The following is a 20,789-nucleotide window of genomic DNA, read 5'->3' as shown; positions in this document are numbered from 1 at the left end:
GTTTATATGATAGACATCCATATTTTAATGGCAGTTAATGAAATTAAAATGATTAAAATGTACCGTAAATATGTCACATTCATTCTTGCACCCATACGCGATCCAAGCGGAGCACCTAATAAACTCCCTATTACGGTAAAGAGGATAGGCAGTAATGGAATGGGTCCGCCTGTTACTTTTCCGATGACGCCACCTATCGCTGAAATAAATACGATGGCAAGGGATGATGCAATTGTTGTTCTTATTGGAATTTTCAAAACCGTTAACATCACCGGAATAAGAATGAAGGCCCCACCTGCGCCAACAATTCCTGATGCAATTCCGGTTGAAAAGGCGGCTCCAATTGCAATGGTTCTATTATATAATATTTCGACAGAATCATCTTGTTGTGTTCCTTTATTGGGAATGACCATGAGTACAACAGCAATAATCGCAAGTACGCCATAAATAATGTTAATGGTGTCACCAACTAGAAATTGAGAAACATACCCACCGATAAGACTTCCCAGCAAAATACTAATCCCCATATTGAGCACTAATCCCTTATGAATCAACGAGGTGTTCTTACTTTTCTTACTCTTTCTTCTATAAGCAAGAATACCAGCTAATGACGCAAAAAATACTTGAAAAATACTTATGCTTGCCACTTCTTGTGCCGTAAAGTTAGCCACACCAAGGCTTGAAGGAACAAAGAGTAACAATGGGTAATTAATAATGGCTCCTCCGATGCCCAACATTCCAGAAAAGAAGGATCCGATAAAACCAAGAATGATCATAATCATTGAAAAAATAATATCCAACTAGGCACACCCTTATCTCTCTAACCCAATGATAGAGTGAAGTACATTGAGTTAGGCAATAATAATCTAATTACCCTCTGTACAATAGGTAATCGTAACGGTATAATAAATACCAAGTAAATTCATGTGAATTAGGAGGTTATCATGTTTAAACTATTTAAGAGCCTCTTTGAACATAGATGTCCTGAGTGTAATGAATTACTATCCATCGAAGATACTACCTTGTGCATAGTTAAATCTTGCTCACAAGGTCATTATAAAGAAGAAACCTATAGCTCCCTGGGAGTTCGAATTGTTTATGATTCTTCCAAAGATGATGAATAATAGCCTGTATTAGGCGTGAATATCACCAGATACAATTCTGACAGAGTTGCCGCTACTTTTCCACCTTCATCAAATAGAATATATATGACAACAAAGCCGAGATAGAAAGTCTATCTCGGCTTTGTTTATTTTCAAGATTTACACCGATGGGACCATCATTTTTGAGCGCGGTGTTTCAATGATCTGAAGAGCATCGCTGTTTAATTAGTCATACAAGCCAACGAATCGTAACGAAAAGGATCCACTCCAAAGTTTTGGAGTGGATCTTTATTCATTCATTCATTATATCTTCTTCATAAATTTAGCCGGGACGCCTGCAACAACAGTATTCTCAGGAACGTCCTTCGTTACAACTGCTCCTGCTGCAACAACAGCGTTGTTCCCGATCGTCACACCAGGTAGTATTGTTGCGCTTGACCCAATCCATACATTCTTACCAATCATAACTGGAAAGGGAAACGTTGTGTTTCTTGTCTCTAAATCTAACCCATGATTAAGTGTAGCAATCACGACATTCATGCCAATCATTGAACCGTCCCCTATACTAATTCCACCCCTATCCTGGAATGAACATCCTGTGTTCAAAAACACATTTTTTCCAAAGGTAATATTCTTACCAAAGTCTGTATGAAATGGCGGAAAACACATAAAGGAAGGATCAACTTTGTTACCTGTTAGTTCACTAAAAATATCGACTATTTCTTCTCTAGAATGATGGGACGTATTTAATGCCGTTGTTATCCTTATGGCTTCATAACTATTTTGGGTTAGTAGGCCATGTAATTCTTTGTCCTCACCTGAAATCGGTTTACCTTTCCTACAAAAATCAATAAATTCATTCATATTCATTTTATAAAACCACCTTTATATGTTTTTTCTTGTCTAATATAAGTGCACTTAAAATAGCGTGAAAGGTACGGAAGCGGGAAATAGATGCAAATCTACAGTTAAAAGTGACGATAACGATGTAAATTGGGAATTTGAGTAATCTAGATGTACTCTGTGCAGCTAAAATTAGTGTTAGAGGAAATTGATCAGATTTAGATGTACTTTTTGCATCTGTTAATTAACGAAAAGGTGGAGTACATCTAAGCTAGTTGCAAATTTGTCCTCTAAATCCACCATTATTCCTCTTTCCCCCACTTTAGTTGTTAAAAAGGTATCTAATTTCACGAAAAACCCAATTTTCCGCGATTCTTCCGGTTTTAACTACCATCCGTGCACTTAATTCTCGCTAGCCAGCCTATTCTACTCATTTAAGTGTTGTTTAAGCACTTACTTCGTTCCCGTAGGCCTCTAAAGGTCCTCAAAGAAACTTATACTTTTCTATTTGTTTCACGAACTTAATTATTAACATCCTTTAATTTCACATCTGCTTGAACTTTGATTCGGTACTCCTGAGGCGTTACTCCCTCTAGCTCTTTAAACACACGGGAGAATTGCTTGCTATTCTCAAAGCCTACTGATTCTCCTATGACAGATAGCTTCACCGAACTTTTCAGCAACAGTTCCTTCGCTTTCCTAATCCGCACCTTTTTCAAATATAGAACAAAATTCTCACCGGTATGTGCTTTAAATGCCTCACTGAAATAGGAGTAACTCAGAGACACATGATTGCTTACGCTTGCCATGTTCAACGGGCGGGAATAGTACTCTTCTATAAAAGCGACCGCCTCTTTCATATCACCATTCTCGGTATAAGCTGATCGAACCTGCGTAACATAATCATTGACACTAATAAGTAGATGCTCCAACTTACGATAATAATCATGAAAGCTGTGAAAGTTGGACATATTCCCTACCTTCTTGTACAGCTTAAGTACTTCTATAGAAGATTCTCCGTATACAAGAAATACCTCATCTAATACCTGCTCATTCATCAGTCTACTGACGCGTTCCAAATACGAAATGTCCATATGTTGTAAATGTTCCGTCTGAAATATAGAAGCTAATAGAGCCAACATTTCTTTCTCACGGTCTGTACCTAACATATTAGCTAATTTACGAATATCTTCATGGGGTAGCGGAAAGGAACTCCGCTTTCCCTCTATCGTCTCGTATTCAATGAAATAGGATTGCGGATACATGAAGGTATATTGTAGCGCCTGAATAGCTTCCTCATATAACGTTCTGATATCCACTAAGTGATGACCCTCTGTACTGCTAATACCTATACGCAAACCATGCCATCCTTTAGCTTCAGCCTGTTTGGATAGCTCATGAAACAGACTCTTCGGACTCCCAATCAATACTGACTTCCCTTCAGAATCCGAAGTTATAACTTCGAGTCTCCCCACTAATGATCCAGACAATCGCTCCACTAAATGGTGTATTTCACCTGGTACCATCCTAGATCCATCTTCATATTGAAAGTTTGCAACAGCTACTGTAAGTGGCGTTCCGAAATTGGCGAATTGAATCTCATGACTATATTTCTCTAGATTCTCCTCCGATAAGCTGCCCGGATGAACCAATAATTGCTGAATTCGACTGGAACGAATCCCCTTTTGGAACAATTGACCTTCCTTGGCTCGTTGCTGATTGATCATTTCCTGCTCTGTTAATTCCTTCTCGATCCGTGTCAGTAGATCGAATAATTCTTCCCTGCGAATCGGCTTCAGCAAGTAATCCTTCACCTTATATTTAATCGCGGTCTTCGCATATTTGAAATCATCATACCCACTTAATATGACAATGACTGGCCCGTTACCTTGCGCCTCCTTAGATAACTCCTCTAAAAGACGAATGCCATCCATCACAGGCATGCGTATATCGGTAATGATAATATCAACAGCTGTACTACGATAAGTATCCAATGCACTCTGGCCATTGGCCGCCATAACAATATCGTATGTATCTGGATACTCTCGTTCAATCATCGTCTTCAACCCATATCGAATAATCTTCTCATCATCTACGATCAGCAGAGTCCGCTTCATTGGTACTTCCTCCTGTCAATAATACTCTGGGTAATGTGATTAGTACCTTCGTATATATACCTTCGCCACTTGATATCTCCAATCCATATTCCATACCATAGAACAGTTGAATCCTTTGATGGACATTATGCAGTCCAATCCCTACTACGGCCTTTACATCACCCTGCCTGTCTCTTGATAACGCATGCTGAGTATTGAATTGCTCTTCTCGAATTCTTGAATTTAATTCTAAGAGCTGATCGCTTCCCATGCCATCCCCATTGTCCGTAATGGAGATACAAATATTATTCTCTAACGTCTCCACTACGATATCTATTCTTTTATCAGCCGCTTCACCACTCGTATCAGACCAACCATGCTTAACAGAATTCTCCACGATCGGCTGAAGTGACATCTTCAGTACTTCTAGTTCCATATATTGAGGTGCAATGTCCATCATTAACGAAATGGGTTCATCAAAACGAATATTCATAACATCAATGTAGTTCTCAATATGTCTAATCTCATCCTTTAATTTGACATACTCGCCTGACCATTTGAAATTATAACGCATCATCCCACCCAGTGACGTTAACGCATCAGATATCGTACGCTGATTCTCTATTTCCGCCAGCATTTTAATATTCTCTAACGTATTGTATAGAAAGTGAGAATCAATTTGATTGTGCAGCGTTCGTAGCTCTGCCTCTTTGGTCAGTGCCTGCTTACGCACATCTACGGCAACAAGTTCATTGATCTTGTGCATCAATTTATTGAAATGGTGAGCTAGTTCACCAATCTCCCCACCCCCGCGAATCGTAACCCCTGTATAAAGTTCACCCCGACGAGCTTTCTTCGTCGCTTCAGTGAGTCTCACTAAATCCTTGAGAATGAACGTGTTTAACACATACGCTATTACCGTAAATAACACTACAAATAAAATATTTGTTCCTATCGTTTTGTTCCGGATCACAGATATATCCTTCAGAACTTCCTCCATCGAGACAACATTCAACAAGTTGGCTCCTAAACGCTCAATAGGAACTTGAATGAACAGGAATGACTTCCCATTCTCATAATACTGAGTATCCCATACTTCACCTTGTCGAAGAGAGTTGAAACGATCGTGAATAGCCTGATTCATCTTCTTATTGTCATCGAGGAGCAAATGCTCCTGTCTTGTAAATATTCTCATATCGCCGTCAATTAGAAACAGTTGCGATTGGTCTTCCTGCATTTCCGAGAATATCCTAGGTGAGAATTTAGATAGTAGCATATCCACTTGAATAATAGCTGAATGTACACCCTTAGGTTTCTCGATCTCTCGAAGTAAGGATATTTTAGGTTTCTTCTCTGCTATGACATTGGAATCTCTTTTGGTGAAATCTACATCATGGTCTTGGAAATACCACATCTGTTGATCCCCTAGTCCAAACGTCTGTGGATACCATGGTTCTTGCCGAATTCTATCTTCGCGAAAAATAATGGGCCAGATTTCGTGTACATTCTTACTAGCCGAGAATAAACGCAAGTGCTCAATATTAGGATTGTTAAACTGGATTCGTGTCAAATTAACATAGGCATTCATATTGAAATCAACAAGTTCCTCTACCGATGCTTCTCTCTTATTCGTCAAATAATTATTAACAGTTTCATCTGACACCGCAAGTTGAGCTGAAAGCTCCATTGACTCAATCTGATTCAGAATGTGTAACTTCTCCATTTCAAGCAAATTACCACTCTTACTAATCGTATCTTTAATATATGTTTCATTAACCGCATTGAAGGAAGACATAGAAACAATGAGACTGGGCACCAAAATGATAAGAATATAAGCCAATATGAGTCGACTCTGTAACGATCTACGATCCCACCAATATAACCATGATTGTAAATATTTCTGTGCCCACTTCATCATCTCCACCCCCCCATTCTCGTCGAAACAGCCCCGACCCCATGGTTTCATGGAGATCGGGGCTCAACTACCTTTTCATTTATTTAAGAAACTCTTGAAGTTTACTCAAGTTCTCTTCATATTTCGCTTGTTGGAATACAGTCACTTCATCCAAGCCGTCTTTCTTACGCTTGTCTTGATACTCATTCCAAATCTTATCAAACTCGGCTTCCGATGGTGCCATAATCAGCTTCGGTAGCGTCTTACCAAATAGCTCGCCAAGCTTTGAATTAATGATACCCTCTGGAGAATTCCCTGTCGGATTCAGTAGTTCGAATTCGGATGCACTTACCGTCTTCCCTCTCGTCCAATCTTGGATAGATTTGAAAGGTTCTACAGCTTTCGGTGCCCATTGATCTGTGATGTTCGTATTCATTAGCATCCAGAATGTGAAGGATGACCCATTCTCTTTATCAAATGCAGAACGATCTTTATTTAATAATGCTAATTGATCAGGTAAGAACTGATCAACCCCATCAATTGTATCATAACTAAAGCCCTTTTCACCTAAGAATAAATCCTTATTTCCTTCTTCACTGTTCAAATAACTTAGGAACCGAATAGCACGTGCTTTGTCTTTCACATTTTTGGAAATCAACGTTACTGTCCAACCGGAAATACCAGGGCCGTCGAGCGTCGGCGCATCTAGGTTAGAGTTAGCTGGGCCATCAACAGCAATGTACACTGAATTTGGATCCGTATTATAGAGCGAATTTAATTGCGCCTCCATATCCTTCCACTGGTATATCATTGCAAAATAACGACCTTGTGCTAGTTTCTCTTCCATCTGTGGACGTTTATCAATGAAAACATCTTTAGCAAGTAATCCATCTTGGTTGACTTGACGTATTGTTTTCAGCCAACTCACATATTCAGGATCCGTACCGCGATCATAGAGTTTACCGTCCTTCGCTTTCGGGATAGCTAGCAAGTTCTGAATATAACCTTCTAGAGAATAGTTACCATTCTCTCCGAATTCATGTAATCCTAGTGGAATGAGTGGTTGGCCATTCACAGAAGGGAATTTCTCTTTAGCCAATTGTAACGCTTTCAAGAATCCTTCTTGAGTACGCATATCTGGACTACCGATGGCTTCGTACATATCTTTACGCACGAGGAACGTTTGGTTAGAAATATAAGTATCTCCGTATTCAGCATAATCCTTCGGAGAAGACGACGCGTTTGGATAAGCATACACATTACCATCAGGCTTTGTATACCATGATAATTTAGCTGCGTCAGATGCCGTAAAGAAGTATGGATCATATTCATCAGCTAGTTCATTAAGTGGAAGTACCAATCCACCATCAATCATCTTTTGGATAGAATCCTCATTATTAGCTAACGTAATGAAATCAGGAAGATCGCCGGACGCGATGAGTGTATTCAATTTCTCATTCTCATTACCTGCAGGAATGACAAAGTTAATATCGACACCCGTCTTTTTCGTAATATATTGTGACGTCGGATCCACGCCCCACTTATTGGCAAACCAAGAGAAATTCAGGTACCAATCGAATGTAATCGGAGAAGTATCTTGTGGCCAACCTGGTGTGTCTGCTGACAATTGTTCAACAACCGGTGTTTCCTCCGCCTTGTTGTTGGCAGCTTTGTTGCCATTGTTGCTACTAACGTTGCTATTCCCTGAGGAACAAGCCGCTGTAGACACGACTACAACCAATGCTACTAGCGATAATAAGCTACGCTTCCAATACTTGATTTTCATTATCTTACCCCTTTTCGTTAATAGTATCTCACTGTGTATATTACAACTCTTTACCGCCCGTAGGCGGAAAGAGGAACTGCCTAGAAGTTATGGACTAACCTTTGATTGAACCAATCATCATACCCTTTACAAAGTACTTCTGTAAGAAAGGATATACGAACACAATCGGTAGTGTCGTGACAACCATCGTCGCCAATTTGATTGATTGTGATGTCACTGTCTTGGTTCCAGCGCTTCCTTGTACCGCTGACATCATTTGACTAGAACTTGATTGCGCAACGACTCGGTACAAATACGTCTGAATAGGCTGCAGGTCTACATTGTTGATATAAATTATTCCCGTGAAATAATCATTCCACTGAAATACACCATGGAATAAGGCAATGGTCGCAAGCACAGGCATCGATACCGGAAGAACTACTCTCAGAAAGATGGACCAATCGTTCGCACCGTCCATTCTTGCAGCTTCTTCCAACCCTTCGGGAATTTCCCGGAAGAACGTCATGAAGATGATAAGATCGAAGAAGCTGAATAAGACAGGAATGATATATACAAGGAAATTATCCAGTAAATGAAGATCTCTTATCCATAAGAATGTCGGGATCAATCCACCCCCAAAGAATAGGGTCACAGTACCGATCAGAATATATAGCTTGCCTCCGATGAGTCCTTTTCGCGAGAATGCATATGCAACCATCGCTGTAAAGAATACATGTGCTACTGTTCCGATCAGCGTCTTAGCTACCGTAACACCCATCGCAGTCATAATTCCCGGACTGGCGAATACCGCCTCGAAGTTCTCAAAACTGAATATTCTTGGCCACCAGTAGATACCACCACGCATAGCATCTGTCCCATCGTTAAAGGCGTTGACCAATACATACCATATAGGATATAAGGTGACGAAACAGATAAGGAGCATACCGACCGTGTTGATTAGATCGAAAAGGGCCTCACCTTTCGTTCTGCGTTGAAGAGTAAACATAGTGAATGAGCCTCCTTATCTAAAACAACGATGTGTCGTTGAGTTTTTTAGTTATTTTATTCGCAACAAGTAGTAAAATCATGGCAATGACTGCCTTAATCAATCCAATAGCAGCAGAATACGAATACCTACCCGAGAGTAATCCCGTTTTATATACATAATAATCAATCACGTTACTTGCACTATCATTCAGTGAGTTCCGTAAGACTAGAACCTGATCGAAATTAGAGTTAAGCACACCACTAACGGCTAGAATGAATAGAATACTTATCGTACCTTTAATCGATGGTAGTGTAATATACCACATTTTCTGAAAACGTCCCGCACCATCAATCGTTGCTGCTTCATACATTTCAGGAGATACACTTGATATAGCAGCTAGATAGATAATCGCTGACCAGCCTAGCTCCTTCCATATATCCGAAGTAATAATGATCGTCCAGAAATAGCTAGGTTCAGCCAGATAAGTGATCGGCTCTTTAATGACATGTAGCGCGATTAATATGTTATTAATAATCCCTATATCAGACAACCATGTTGCGAGGATTCCCCCCAATACAACCCATGAGAGAAAGTGAGGCAAATAGGATATCGTCTGCACGAATTTCTTGAACTTGACAGACCGTAGTTCATTCAAGAAGAGGGCGAATATAATAGGTAAAGGGAACCCAATTAATAGCTTGAAGAAACTCATTCCCAATGTATTCTTAATCACATTAACTAAGTTATCATCATCTAGAAACTCTCTAAAATGCTCTAACCCCACCCAAGGTGCCTCGGATATCGTCCGTATGATGTCAAATTCTTTAAAAGCAATAATGAGACCGTACATTGGAACATAGTTAAATATAATTATCCATATCACCCCAAGTAGGGCCATCGTCTGAAGATGCCTTTGGGTGTAAAATCTCTTCAACCATTTACGTGTAGATGATGGCTTCGTTGGCTGGATTTGCTGTGAAGGACGTTCTTTATTCATTGTAGGTTCCATTTCCATCATTCCTTACCTCCATGCTGTTTCATTTTCTCTGTCTCTATAGAAAGCACTTACACTTCTATATACTGCTTCTTCTTCTACTTCTATAGTACGAGTATTTCGTCGCCGACATAAGGCTTCATATTTCGTATTTAGGGTCTCATTTTTCGGATTTGGGTTAGCGCAACCAAGAACCTGACGGAAAGTTCACCGTCAGGTTCTTTAGTATCATTCCTAATAGAGAGAATACATCAAATCAGACATAGCTATAGATCTCTATTCCATACAGCGATGGACTATATGATGGAGGTTCCTTATTTGCCGTATACCTCGTTTACCTCTCGACAAATGTAACATCGATGTTCTTTCCAATCGCATTGTCAGAAGCATCGGATATACAATACCGGTGGCAGAGTCACCTTATGTCATGCGTGCTGCGCGCCTTCTCTCCGATCGCTTCCTTAGCTCCTTTAAGCTCCAAGCGAACGTTATCAATGAATACATCATGCGCATCAGTAGGCGTATTGTCTTGTTTCCCCATCAGTAGCTTGAATCCAGCTACTTCGTCTTTATCCATCGTAAACTCGTAGCTGTACGTTTGCGTCACATCATCTAGCTGCACCTGTTCATTCAAATAACGGATATAGCTGCTGTTCTCGACGATAGCTTCAATCGTACGCGGAGTGCTTGCTCTAGCTGTAAATGATACGATGTACGTTTTGCCCTTCGCAAGCGCAAGCGATTGTTGTTCTACAATGACATCCCAAGCGTTGGCACCAGTATTAGCAATAGCTGCTTTCATAGCTCCATCATCCACCGTAAACACTGCGCTTGAACTACCATCATAAATACCCTGTACATGTGTGCTCCAATCCTGGAAACCAGCGTCAAAGTAACCGTTCTGCAATGGAAAGGCTCTCGTACGAGCATCCTTCAGCTCAACACGAATATTATCAACATAAATATCATGTGCACCTATTACGCCTGCACCCTCAAGCTTGCCAAGCAGTAACTTAAATGATGGCGTAATATCGTTCTGAATCTGCAGTTCATAGCTAAACCTCTGCATCGACCCTGTTAGCTGTACCATTTCCGATAATAAGCGATTGTTGTTAGCATCTATAACAATTTCCATATCTCGATTCTTTGATGAATATACATCCAGTGATACCGTATAGGTATTTCCTTTGAATAAATCGAAATCTGTTTGCATAAGCATAACATCCCATGGATTCACACCTTCGCTGGCAACGGCTATCTTCAGCTCTTCATCCTGCACCTTAAAGTCTGCGCTCGATCCCCAGCCATCATAACGACCTTGCACATGCTCACTCCAGCTTGTTATACCATTCGAGAAGTCACCATTCTTCACTGGGAATTGATCCGCGAGTGCCATTTCATCCATATTATGATTCGTTAAACGCATCATCGTAATGTCGTCTAAATACACATCACCCTGTCGACCGCCTAACCAAAATTCGAGCAAGCTGTTCACATCAGTAGGCTGCTCCATCGTAAAGAGAAATGTATACTCCTTCATCTCAGGGGTAAGATCTATCGTCGTCGGACTAACATAGACCGCTCCGTCCCCATTATTTAATCCCAACTGTATTGATCTAGCAGCCGTTGCTCTGGCTTTGAACATCACTTGGTAATCGTTACCCTCAATGAGGTTCATACCTTTCTGCGTCAGCTTAACTGTCTCCGCATCAACCCCGCCTTCGCCTATGGATACCTTCAGTTCTCGAGAGAGCGTATCCACTGAACCGGTAGCACTCCCATTGGTCACGTCCAAATTCCAATACGTCATGCGGTCCATCCGACCGATATCGAAGGTGCCATTATACACATGATTTCCGTTTAATGGCTCTTTAGGAGCGTTCTCATGATATAGATCAGGAGGTGCTATCTCTTCTACCTTCACATTACCAAGCCAGACGGGATTCGTACTCAATCCAAGATTGAATTCCATTCTTGCGAGCGTATCTGTCTCTGCTCCCATTTGGAAAGTCATTTCATAGGCTTGTATAGAGTCCGATAGCCTTGCTTCCAAGCTATCCGTATAAGTCGTCCATCCACGATTCTCACCACCGCCGAATTTGACTGTTATATTCCGATTCGCATTCGACTTAGCATCGAACGTCAGCTTATACCATCTGCCTTTACCTAGCGTTACGTTCTGAATCAGCTGAACAGCATGTGTGGCGTTGCCTCCTGCTGAAATATCCGCTTTGGCAAATCTTATGTCATTAATAGAGTCTACTGAAACCGAACCATTCCCTTGGAACGTGCTAACATGTACCAAATTCCAAAACTTCGTATCTAATGCTTGATCTGGCTCAGCAATCGTTGTAAATGGCTGATTGTAGCTCATGTCATGAACGAAGTTCCCTGCAATGGGTGTTTTATATTGATCAGGATAGGGTTCCGAGTCGATGACCGGCTCTACTGGTGTCTTATATGGTCTACCTGTAAGTTCATAGACCCGAACATAGTCAACTTCCATTTCCCCAGGTACTTGCGATGGATCTGGAACACGTCCGCCATCATAATTACCGCCTACCGCTAAATTCAATATCATAAAGAATGGTTGATCAAACGGAGCAGGAAAAGCATACTTAGCCGGCTGGTCCGCTCCCCAGCTGTCCCAATTATTCAGCGTTTGATACAGTTCACCGTCCACATACCAGCGTATTTCGCCAGGCTCCCACTCCACACCGTAGGTGTGATAATCTGTCATATCCGTTTCCTCGCCGAATTGGTAATTATCTCCGATCATTTTATTGTTTGGCCAGTTTCTACCATAATGGATCGTTCCACCAACTTCTTTCGGCAAGCGTCCGCGTGCCTCCATAATATCAAGTTCTCCTGATGCAGCCCATGTACCGTACTCATCATTTTGTGGCATCATCCAGAAAGCAGGCCATATGCCATCGCCCACTGGTAACTTCATACGCGCTTCGAATTTACCATATTTTTTACTGAAGGTAGGCTGCGTATATAACTTCCCTGATGTATACTTTTTACCACCATAGCCATCATCCTTAGCTGTAATCGTCAATATACCATCTGCTACCGAAATGTTCTCAGAACGGTAGTATTGCTCTTCGTTATTCCCCCAACCGTCTAGGCCGTACTCTAGACCTGTTCCATTCTGATAAGCCCATTTATCCAAATTGACGCCGTTAAAATCAAGATTATCACCACTACCGTCAAATTCGTCGTTCCATACTAGCTTCCAGCCTTCCTTAGGTGGATCTGGAGTAACCGGCGGCTCTGGATTTGGTGTTGGATTCGAACTTCCCCCGCTACTTTGCCCTGAAGAGGAAGACTGTTCATTCGTCCCCTTTCCTTTCTGAACTGAGCTCTGGCTCCCCTTGGCTAGACTTTTATCATTTAAGACCGTATTCAAGCCATCATTATTAATTTGCAGCACGGTTCCCTTCACCTTAAGGTTCGTTCCCGCTACTCCCTCATTAACGTCCAGTATGGCAACAGTCGTCTCATCGTCAATCTCCAGGTCGGATCCAGATTCCACCACAATCTGCTGTATATTGGATTTCCCTGACAGTACGACGCGTACTTTTCCTTTTGCTTTATTCACAACAAGCCTGTTCAGCTTTGTATTTATAAAATGGATACTATTAACGCCACCTCCATTGATATACACCGTTCCCTTGACTTCCGTATCTGTTACATAAATATCTCCTTCGCCAATTCCCTGCGTCAGAAACAAATCACGATCAATAACGGCCTGTTTCATGTTAACGTCCGCCGCATTTACGACCGCATTTCCAGCTATGTTCAGATTGTCATAGCTTCCTGCCACATTCATAACCTCTATCGCAAGTCTGTCCAGCAGAACAACCGCCTCAGCCCTTGTAATCGGCTGTTGTGGGCGTATCGTTTGATCCGGATACCCCTTCATGTACCCATCAGTCAACAGCTGCTCCAATGGTTCCTTCGCATATACTTGCACTTGATCATAATCCGCAAAATCAGACAGCTGATTCCCTCCTGCTAATGGGAGCTTGAACAACTCTGATATTATTGTCGCAGCCTCTTGTCTTGTGATCGGTGCATTAGGCTTAAACGTACCGTCTGGAAGGCCCGAAATACCCCCTGCCTCCTTAATAGCTACGATGTCATTGTTATACCAATCATCAGCCGAAACATCCTTGAAGGGACTCGTTCCTTTCACTTCCAACCGAAATATAGCATTGACCAGCTTGGCAAATTCTGCTCGTGTTACTTGACGATCAGGCTGCACGCTTCCATCTGGATAACCTCCAAGCATTCCCTTCGAAATCCACTTTTGCAGCGACTGTTCTCCCCAATGGGATCCCTTTTCATTCGTAGAGGATGCTGCGCTAACCATTGGCAAACTACTTGCTAGCATTATAAGTACTAATACCATTGAGATAAATCGCTTATTCATACTTATTCGACTTCCCTTCTTTTTCTATCTTTTTGTTTGATAGCGCTTACACATGTTGTTATAAAATCATTCATCTTTAATATCGTACATGCTTTTCCCTACAGAAATAAGGTTTCATATTTCATATTTAGGGTCTCACTTTTCGGATATGCTTCCAATTATAAATAGGGATATAGAAACCTTTTCTCCCCAGCAGAAAAGATTCTATATCCCTATTGTTATTATACTAATCCATGAAGACGTCTATCGTTGCTACTTCACCGTTACGCACGGCAAGTGCTTCCGCTCCCTGTATAACAGCCCCATCATATTCGACTACGCTACCGTCACATTTAACCAGCTTCATCCTACTTATCTTCGCAGCATTCGTACCGAATGTGTCCGCTCGGCGAGAGTTGTAATAAGTCACTTGTGTACTTCCAAGGAATGTATAAGATATCTTCCCTGTCTCATCGAATAACCAGCCTGGTAATGCCGGCGTAAGGGTAATTGTTAATTGTCCCTCACTCACCGTAAATACGTTCTTACCAGCCATCATCATTCTCCACATGCTGAGGAATTCTGCTGTAGACCCACTCAATCTAGCAACAAAACCTCTCCCATGTACTTTAGGATCTGGGTTGCCTCCAGTCGCAATAAATGAAGAGTTCTCCAATGTACTACGTCCATATACAGCCGGATCTAAGAAAGGAACGAGGGATGTCTTCAATTCCCCGAAATACTGCTCATACAGACCTGACTTCAATAGCCCTAACAAGTATTTATAAGTCATGTGAAGGAAATTAGATTCTCGCTCTAACCAACCCGATGTAAATGCACGCATACGTCCAATTTCATGACCTTCTGCATCTAAATTAACGGATGTTTGATACATTTGCGTCTTCTGATCATACATCCCGGTCTTCTTAATCTGGTCATAAATATCCTTAACTTGTTGTGGATCGTTCAACGTCTTCATCCAGCGTGTTGGACCCTCGAGGAAATGGGGCAACGCATACACCTGGAAACTCTTCACGCTTGCTCTTGGAAGCCCGCCTTTACTCAAATCTGCTTCTCCGTTCTCATCAACCAATCTTTCAAACTCTGTAGCTTCAAAACGGAAATACGTAGGCGTGATTCCATCTCCTAGTTCTATCGCTCTCGCAATTCCTTCATCTAATTTAACTACAAATGCGGAGAACCCTTCTTCTATCACTTTCAAGGAAATCTCACGCTCCACCCCCGTAATTCCAAAGCGAATGCGCTCCCGATATGCTTCACGAGCAGAAGCTACTACATCCCAATAGCCAAATGAATCTAGCTTCCCATCCTGATAATGTGCAACAGCTTGTCGAACAGCATTGAACAGATCAGCTATTTCTTCGGGTAGTTGGATCGACTTCTCACCAAATTCCTTCGTACTTTCCAACAAGAAGATCATCATACGCTTCAATTCAAAAGTCTCACTCATACCTGACCCAAATAACCCTGGAAGTCCATTCATCGCGTCATTCCAACCTGGCTTGTTCGCTTCCATCTCCACACCCATACCATACGGATCTAATGTAGCAAACTTGTTTAAAGCTAACGATACGATTTTACTGACAAGATTTGTCTGATAAATCTCGCCCGTGCCGTTCTCTGTTTGTAACCAGTTCGTATCGCTCATTGTCCGTCCAAGATGCTGTAACTTCTCCTCGTCCTCGATTAGCGCATCATACTGCCTAACTTGGTCATGGATCACAACATATTTCTTAGACCGCGGTTGAACATAAGCAGCACTATCGTAAAAGGCATAGGTACCATCTGCAAAGAGAAGATCTTCTTTCTTGTCTGGGAAAATATCTAGATAACCGTCTACCAAGTCCATATTGTAAGTCCAATGATCGGACCAGAATCCTTCACCGAAACCGGCTTCGAAATTCTGCTGTGAAAGAGCCAATACCCCGCTGAGCAAACGTTCTTCGCTTACATGAAGCTGCACGTCATGATCTGCTAGAAAATTAATAATAGCTCCTGGTGTAAACTTCCCACTACATAATGCTATCAGTTCCTCATGTTGATCTGCCACAGCATCATTAATCCAATCCGTAAGCTTACTTTTATTCTCTGGAATAACTTTGAAGCTACATCCCTGCACACTAAGCGGGTTATAACCGTCTGCCTGCATCAGACTGAAGAACATTTTGATATTAAACGTACCGACTTTAGGATTGAAAAATACATCATTACGGCGGTTCTGATTCATGTCACGGAAGTTGCCGTTCCCTTGTGAATAATATTCCGGAGCCAATGAGAAAAAATTGTAATCCCGCTCCAAGTCGCCATGCTTACGAGAGTACAGATGTACAACGAACCCCTCGCCCTCATTGTCAAAAATAAACGGATACCCTCCACGGAGAAAATTATCCATATACGACTGCTTTGCGTAGGCATCAAATAGTTCAGAGGACGTATGTGTTGCAATATCTGCCGTCAATTCTTCAACTAAGATACTCGCTTCTTTCTTCTTACGAGAAATATAGTCTACTGTGCATAGGACGTCTGCTTTGGCGTTAATTCTATCAATATTATTCACGTGGCCAATGATTGTGTTCACGGTTAGACTTTCGCCTGGAGCGATAGTCTGTGCTACCCCACTGAAGCCACATGGCACTTTATTGACCGGATATTGTGGCTGTTTCACAAGCTCAGCAAGCGAAGAAGCAGCAAAGTTATCTGGGTACATTAGTGATGTATTGCCGCCAAATACAACTTCAAAGTCTACAATCGGGGAGATCCGTTCACCTTCTCCTGTAAAGGATAAGTAGAAATGTCCACTCGTCACTTCACTGACGCGCGCCTCATCTGCTGTACTGGAACGTACGTGATAGAACGGGATGCCATTCTCTAGATTATAAACTTCCATCCAACTGCGCAGAAGGTTACCGACCTCTTTAAATCCTCCGTTTTCTACTCCGTACGGAAGAATCTCAGGCATCCCATCTAACAGTTCTAATTGAATTGGCTCCTTACTAGTGTTAATGATTTCAACCTGACGAACCAAAGCAGCATAATCATCATTCGGTAAATTGAAGTAATTCACCACCGTCTTCAGTCCATGTGCTGCATGAGTTTCCTCGATGGTGAGTCCGTTCGGAGAAATCCTCATTACACGTGAAGCATGTGCATCCGGACGAGCAGTTTGAAACGGTTCATAGACACGATCCTGTCCTTGTATCTTCATAAAAGTTCGAAACCCATTAGCTGCAACGTTCTTGTAAGTGATACTTGCTGGGGAGAATTCCATAATAGCCGAATTCTTATCTCGAATTCCAAAACTACATACCCCTTGGCCCCGATTAACATAAAATGTCCACATCGGAATCCCCTTTAATCCAGCTATTCCAGGTAGGAAACTTGAGAATGGCTTCGCTTGGTCAAATTGTTCTATAACAAATGTATTGTTCTCGTAATAGTATTTGGACATGGTCATTCACTCCTATTTAGAAATAATATTGGTCGACAACTCCTTATTGTATATGTTACGACACCGGTTTCGAAAAATCTTAAAAAAAAGAATTTCATAGGTTTCTTTGTTGATTCTTACGTTGCGTCAGTAACATAGCCACATGAATCCCTAATGACCAATTTGACAGGTAACACCACCGATTCTAGAACAAGTGATGGATCGTCTATCGAACGAATCAGCATTTCTGCAGCCTCATGTCCCATAAGCGCTGTATCTTGTGCAATCGTTGTTAGAGCGGGAGTAATATACTGAGATAATTCAATATTATCAAACCCTACGATAGACAAATCTTCTGGAATATGGAGTCCTCGCTCCTTAGCAGCTCTCATTGCGCCTAGTGCTAAATGGTCGCCAGCTGCAAACACAGCAGTAGGTCGCTCTTGCAAGTCTAAGAGCTCCATCATCGCAGCGTAACCGCTATCAATGGAATAGTACGCGCTTTGGGCAATATAAGAATCTCTCTTCTCAAGATTCAGACTAGCCATCGCCATTTCATATCCTTGCACTCGATTAGAACCAGCAAATGTATTCATCCCACCTGAAATATGAGCTATTCTGCGATGTCCCAGTGAATGTAAATACTCCACTGCCAGAAAGCTACCTTCATGGTTATCTGAATACACAGTATGAGCTTCCGTGGTTTCATGATCTAAGATAACGCACGGAATATCACTATCGAGAAGTTCCTGGAAATAAGGATCATTATAATCCGATAAAATGACAACAACTCCGTCCACACCTCTGATCTTACAGTTCTCCAAATACCCGCTCTTATTCCCTCCCACATCCTTAGAAATAAACATCAGCGCATACCCCTTGGATACCGCCACTTGCTTAAAACTCTCGATGACTGCACTAAAGAAAGGATGCTGCATTCCGATCCCAGAGGATTCAACAAACAACACACCAATGGTCCAAGATTTCTTAGTTGTCAATGTACGTGCATGAGCATTCGGCAAATAACCAAGTTCCTTAGCTACTTGCAAAATAGTCTGACGCGTCTGTGCGCTTACATCTGTGTAGTTATTGAATACTTTCGAGACTGTGGTGGGCGAACAGCCCGCCTTCTTAGCAATATCATAAATCGTGGTCATTACTGGAATTCACTCCTGTTGCAAATAGCCTATGGAACCTATGCAGATTCTTTAACTGCATTCTAATCGTTTAACTTCTGGACGTCAATTACATTTAAGCATCTTTACTTCCGCACGCTTCGCAGACGCCATAGCACGAGCAGGACACCACCAGCTAATCCTACCATGATTACAATTCCCATCCAATTCATAGAGGTAGACTTCGGTATAGACTCATTGATGTTACTAGCCTGACCAGGCCTGTCCTCAGGATCGGATTCTATTGGAGTAGCATTCCTTTCAATAGGAATCTCACTAGGTCCCCGCAATGATCCCCATGTCATATTTTCCGTATGCTCTATTCATGACCATCAGATATTGGCAATTTAATCGTAAACGTCGTACCAGAGCCAACTTCACTTTCTACTGTAATCTGCCCATTGTGATCTTCGATGATCTTCTGACATAGCGAGAGTCCGAGACCAGTTCCTTCTTCTTTCGTTGTATAAAAGGCATCAAATATCTTGTGAAGTTCACTTGCTGGAATTCCAATTCCGTTATCACGAATCTGGATTATACTCATTTCTCTTTCTTTGCTAAGTATAAAGTGTACATGGCCAGCTCCTTCCATGGCCTGAAAGGCATTACGGATCAGATTGATTAATACCTGTATGATCTTATCGCGATCCATCAACACCATAATACTCTGATCCATTGCGTCCATTTCAATGATGTGCCCACACGAAGCGGCCTCGGATTCACACAATGAATACACTCTTTCCATACAATTGACCATCATTTCAATCCTCATATTACTCGCATGCGGTTTCGAGAATTGCAGGAATTCTGCAGTTAGTTCACTAACCCTTGTGATTTCCCCCATAATAACTTCGTACCAAGGCTGAATATTATATCCCGTTGTTCTTGATAATTGGATAAATCCTTTAATTGCTGTTAATGGATTACGTATTTCATGCGCCATACCTGCTGCTAATTCTCCGACAATCTTCATTTTGTCTGAACGCAATTGTTCTTCCTGCCGTTTAACCCAATAATCTCTTCTCATTTGAAAGATACGCTCCTCACCTACTTGGATCAATTCCTCGATGGTGTTTCTTTCCTTAGAAGAATGAGTAATACTGAACGTTACCTGAGGGCCTAATTTCTCGAATATTTGCAGTTCGTCAATTTCCTCTATGAATGGCAGTAAGAGTGAAAACCGATCTCCCGCATATCGACATGCTGCCAAATGATTCGGGAAATGTTCCTTCAGGGAAAGTGAGAAGCTGACTAAGATATCATTCGCAGTAGAACTTCCCTCGGCTTTCAGAGACTTAAAATTGTTAATATCAAATAACACAAAGAGGAACTCTCTGTTCGAATCGATGGTATGCTGAACCTTTGTGATGTATCCAAAATAATTATAAAAACCCGTTAAAGGGTCATAGTTGGTGAGATACTCATGTCTTTTAGACAATTCCTTCCTCTCAGATTCAATACGTAAGGTGATATGGAATAAGAGAATTATAACTATGGAAGAGACGGCGTCAAAACCAAAAACTATCACATTGTAGAGCGAAATGGGGACATAGGTGAGGCGTATGATAGAGTATTGAATGATCAATAATAGTCCAATTGGGGCTGTATCCCGAATTCGTATCTTATGTCCAACTAAGTTGATAATCGTAATGTAATACAATGATAGGCACCAATTTAATTGACTGAAATAGTGGAATGCTCCTAAGAAGATAAACTGGATGAGTTTAAGCCTAGGATACTTATGGTCCAAAGTTAAACTAAGGATTAACATCATAGCCGCGATAACCATGAAGGTTATATTCTTTGGCTTGTCGAGCAATACAGAGGACACAATAATAAACAATGAGATTAAAGGAACACAGAAATACTTGATAAGATTAATAGACAAATATAATCACAACTTTCTTGATAGACAATATCGGATTGCAGTTATTATATTCTCCTCTCATATTCAATTTCCTCCTATTTTAACTATGTCATATCACATTTGTATCTTCGGAGCTTTTCCCACTACTTCATTTTTTCAACAAAAGTACGCTATAATGATATATATCAAAGAAAAAGGA

General features: G+C 41.4%; 13 protein-coding genes. 1 reads left to right on the top strand and 12 read right to left on the bottom strand.

The features are described 5' to 3' along the window. Nucleotides 1–2: 2 nt before the first annotated feature. A complete protein-coding gene (locus tag AC1TO8_RS21520; RefSeq protein ID WP_482057650.1) occupies nucleotides 3–782 on the bottom strand; it encodes a sulfite exporter TauE/SafE family protein in 780 nt (259 codons plus the stop codon). A gap of 162 nt (nucleotides 783–944) precedes the next feature. Between AC1TO8_RS21520 and AC1TO8_RS21515 the strand changes: the two genes are divergently transcribed. Then, nucleotides 945–1,124 (top strand): hypothetical protein, encoded by a 180-nt coding sequence (locus AC1TO8_RS21515; protein WP_482057649.1) that lies wholly within the window; start codon nucleotides 945–947, stop codon nucleotides 1,122–1,124. Nucleotides 1,125–1,406: 282 nt separating this feature from the next. Here AC1TO8_RS21515 and AC1TO8_RS21510 read toward each other — a convergent pair whose 3' ends face one another. From AC1TO8_RS21510 to AC1TO8_RS21460, 11 genes are all read right to left on the bottom strand, one after another. Then, nucleotides 1,407–1,973, bottom strand: coding sequence for a DapH/DapD/GlmU-related protein (locus AC1TO8_RS21510; RefSeq protein WP_482057648.1), 567 nt, complete (start codon nucleotides 1,971–1,973; stop codon nucleotides 1,407–1,409). A gap of 494 nt (nucleotides 1,974–2,467) precedes the next feature. Then, on the bottom strand, nucleotides 2,468–4,063 hold the full coding sequence (locus AC1TO8_RS21505) for a response regulator (RefSeq protein ID WP_482057647.1): 1,596 nt from the start codon (nucleotides 4,061–4,063) through the stop codon (nucleotides 2,468–2,470). Beyond that, nucleotides 4,035–5,960, bottom strand: coding sequence for a sensor histidine kinase (locus AC1TO8_RS21500; RefSeq protein WP_482057646.1), 1,926 nt, complete (start codon nucleotides 5,958–5,960; stop codon nucleotides 4,035–4,037). The genes AC1TO8_RS21505 and AC1TO8_RS21500 overlap by 29 nt, the downstream gene beginning before the upstream one ends. A gap of 76 nt (nucleotides 5,961–6,036) precedes the next feature. Further along, a complete protein-coding gene (locus AC1TO8_RS21495; protein WP_482057645.1) occupies nucleotides 6,037–7,722 on the bottom strand; it encodes an extracellular solute-binding protein in 1,686 nt (561 codons plus the stop codon). A 94-nt stretch (nucleotides 7,723–7,816) separates the two neighbouring features. After that, a complete protein-coding gene (locus tag AC1TO8_RS21490; RefSeq protein ID WP_482057644.1) occupies nucleotides 7,817–8,707 on the bottom strand; it encodes a carbohydrate ABC transporter permease in 891 nt (296 codons plus the stop codon). Between the two features lie 19 nt (nucleotides 8,708–8,726). After that, nucleotides 8,727–9,686, bottom strand: coding sequence for an ABC transporter permease (locus AC1TO8_RS21485; RefSeq protein ID WP_482057672.1), 960 nt, complete (start codon nucleotides 9,684–9,686; stop codon nucleotides 8,727–8,729). 412 nt (nucleotides 9,687–10,098) lie between these two features. Beyond that, nucleotides 10,099–14,100 (bottom strand): carbohydrate binding domain-containing protein, encoded by a 4,002-nt coding sequence (locus AC1TO8_RS21480; RefSeq protein ID WP_482057643.1) that lies wholly within the window; start codon nucleotides 14,098–14,100, stop codon nucleotides 10,099–10,101. A gap of 247 nt (nucleotides 14,101–14,347) precedes the next feature. Further along, complete coding sequence (locus tag AC1TO8_RS21475) at nucleotides 14,348–17,569, bottom strand: cellobiose phosphorylase (protein ID WP_482057642.1); 3,222 nt, start codon at nucleotides 17,567–17,569, stop codon at nucleotides 14,348–14,350. Nucleotides 17,570–17,685: 116 nt separating this feature from the next. Beyond that, nucleotides 17,686–18,705, bottom strand: a complete 1,020-nt coding sequence (locus AC1TO8_RS21470) for a LacI family DNA-binding transcriptional regulator (protein WP_482057641.1) — start codon at nucleotides 18,703–18,705, stop codon at nucleotides 17,686–17,688. Between the two features lie 104 nt (nucleotides 18,706–18,809). Then, nucleotides 18,810–19,028 carry a hypothetical protein gene (locus AC1TO8_RS21465; protein WP_482057640.1) on the bottom strand — a complete coding sequence of 73 codons (219 nt, stop codon included), beginning with the start codon at nucleotides 19,026–19,028 and terminating at the stop codon, nucleotides 18,810–18,812. A gap of 14 nt (nucleotides 19,029–19,042) precedes the next feature. Then, nucleotides 19,043–20,161 carry an ATP-binding protein gene (locus tag AC1TO8_RS21460; RefSeq protein ID WP_482057639.1) on the bottom strand — a complete coding sequence of 373 codons (1,119 nt, stop codon included), beginning with the start codon at nucleotides 20,159–20,161 and terminating at the stop codon, nucleotides 19,043–19,045. Nucleotides 20,162–20,789 lie beyond the last annotated feature (628 nt).

This window comes from Paenibacillus sp. Y859 (assembly GCF_056786405.1).
The sequence above is the reverse complement of the archived record's forward strand: the minus strand, read 5'-3'. Positions and strand labels throughout refer to the sequence as shown.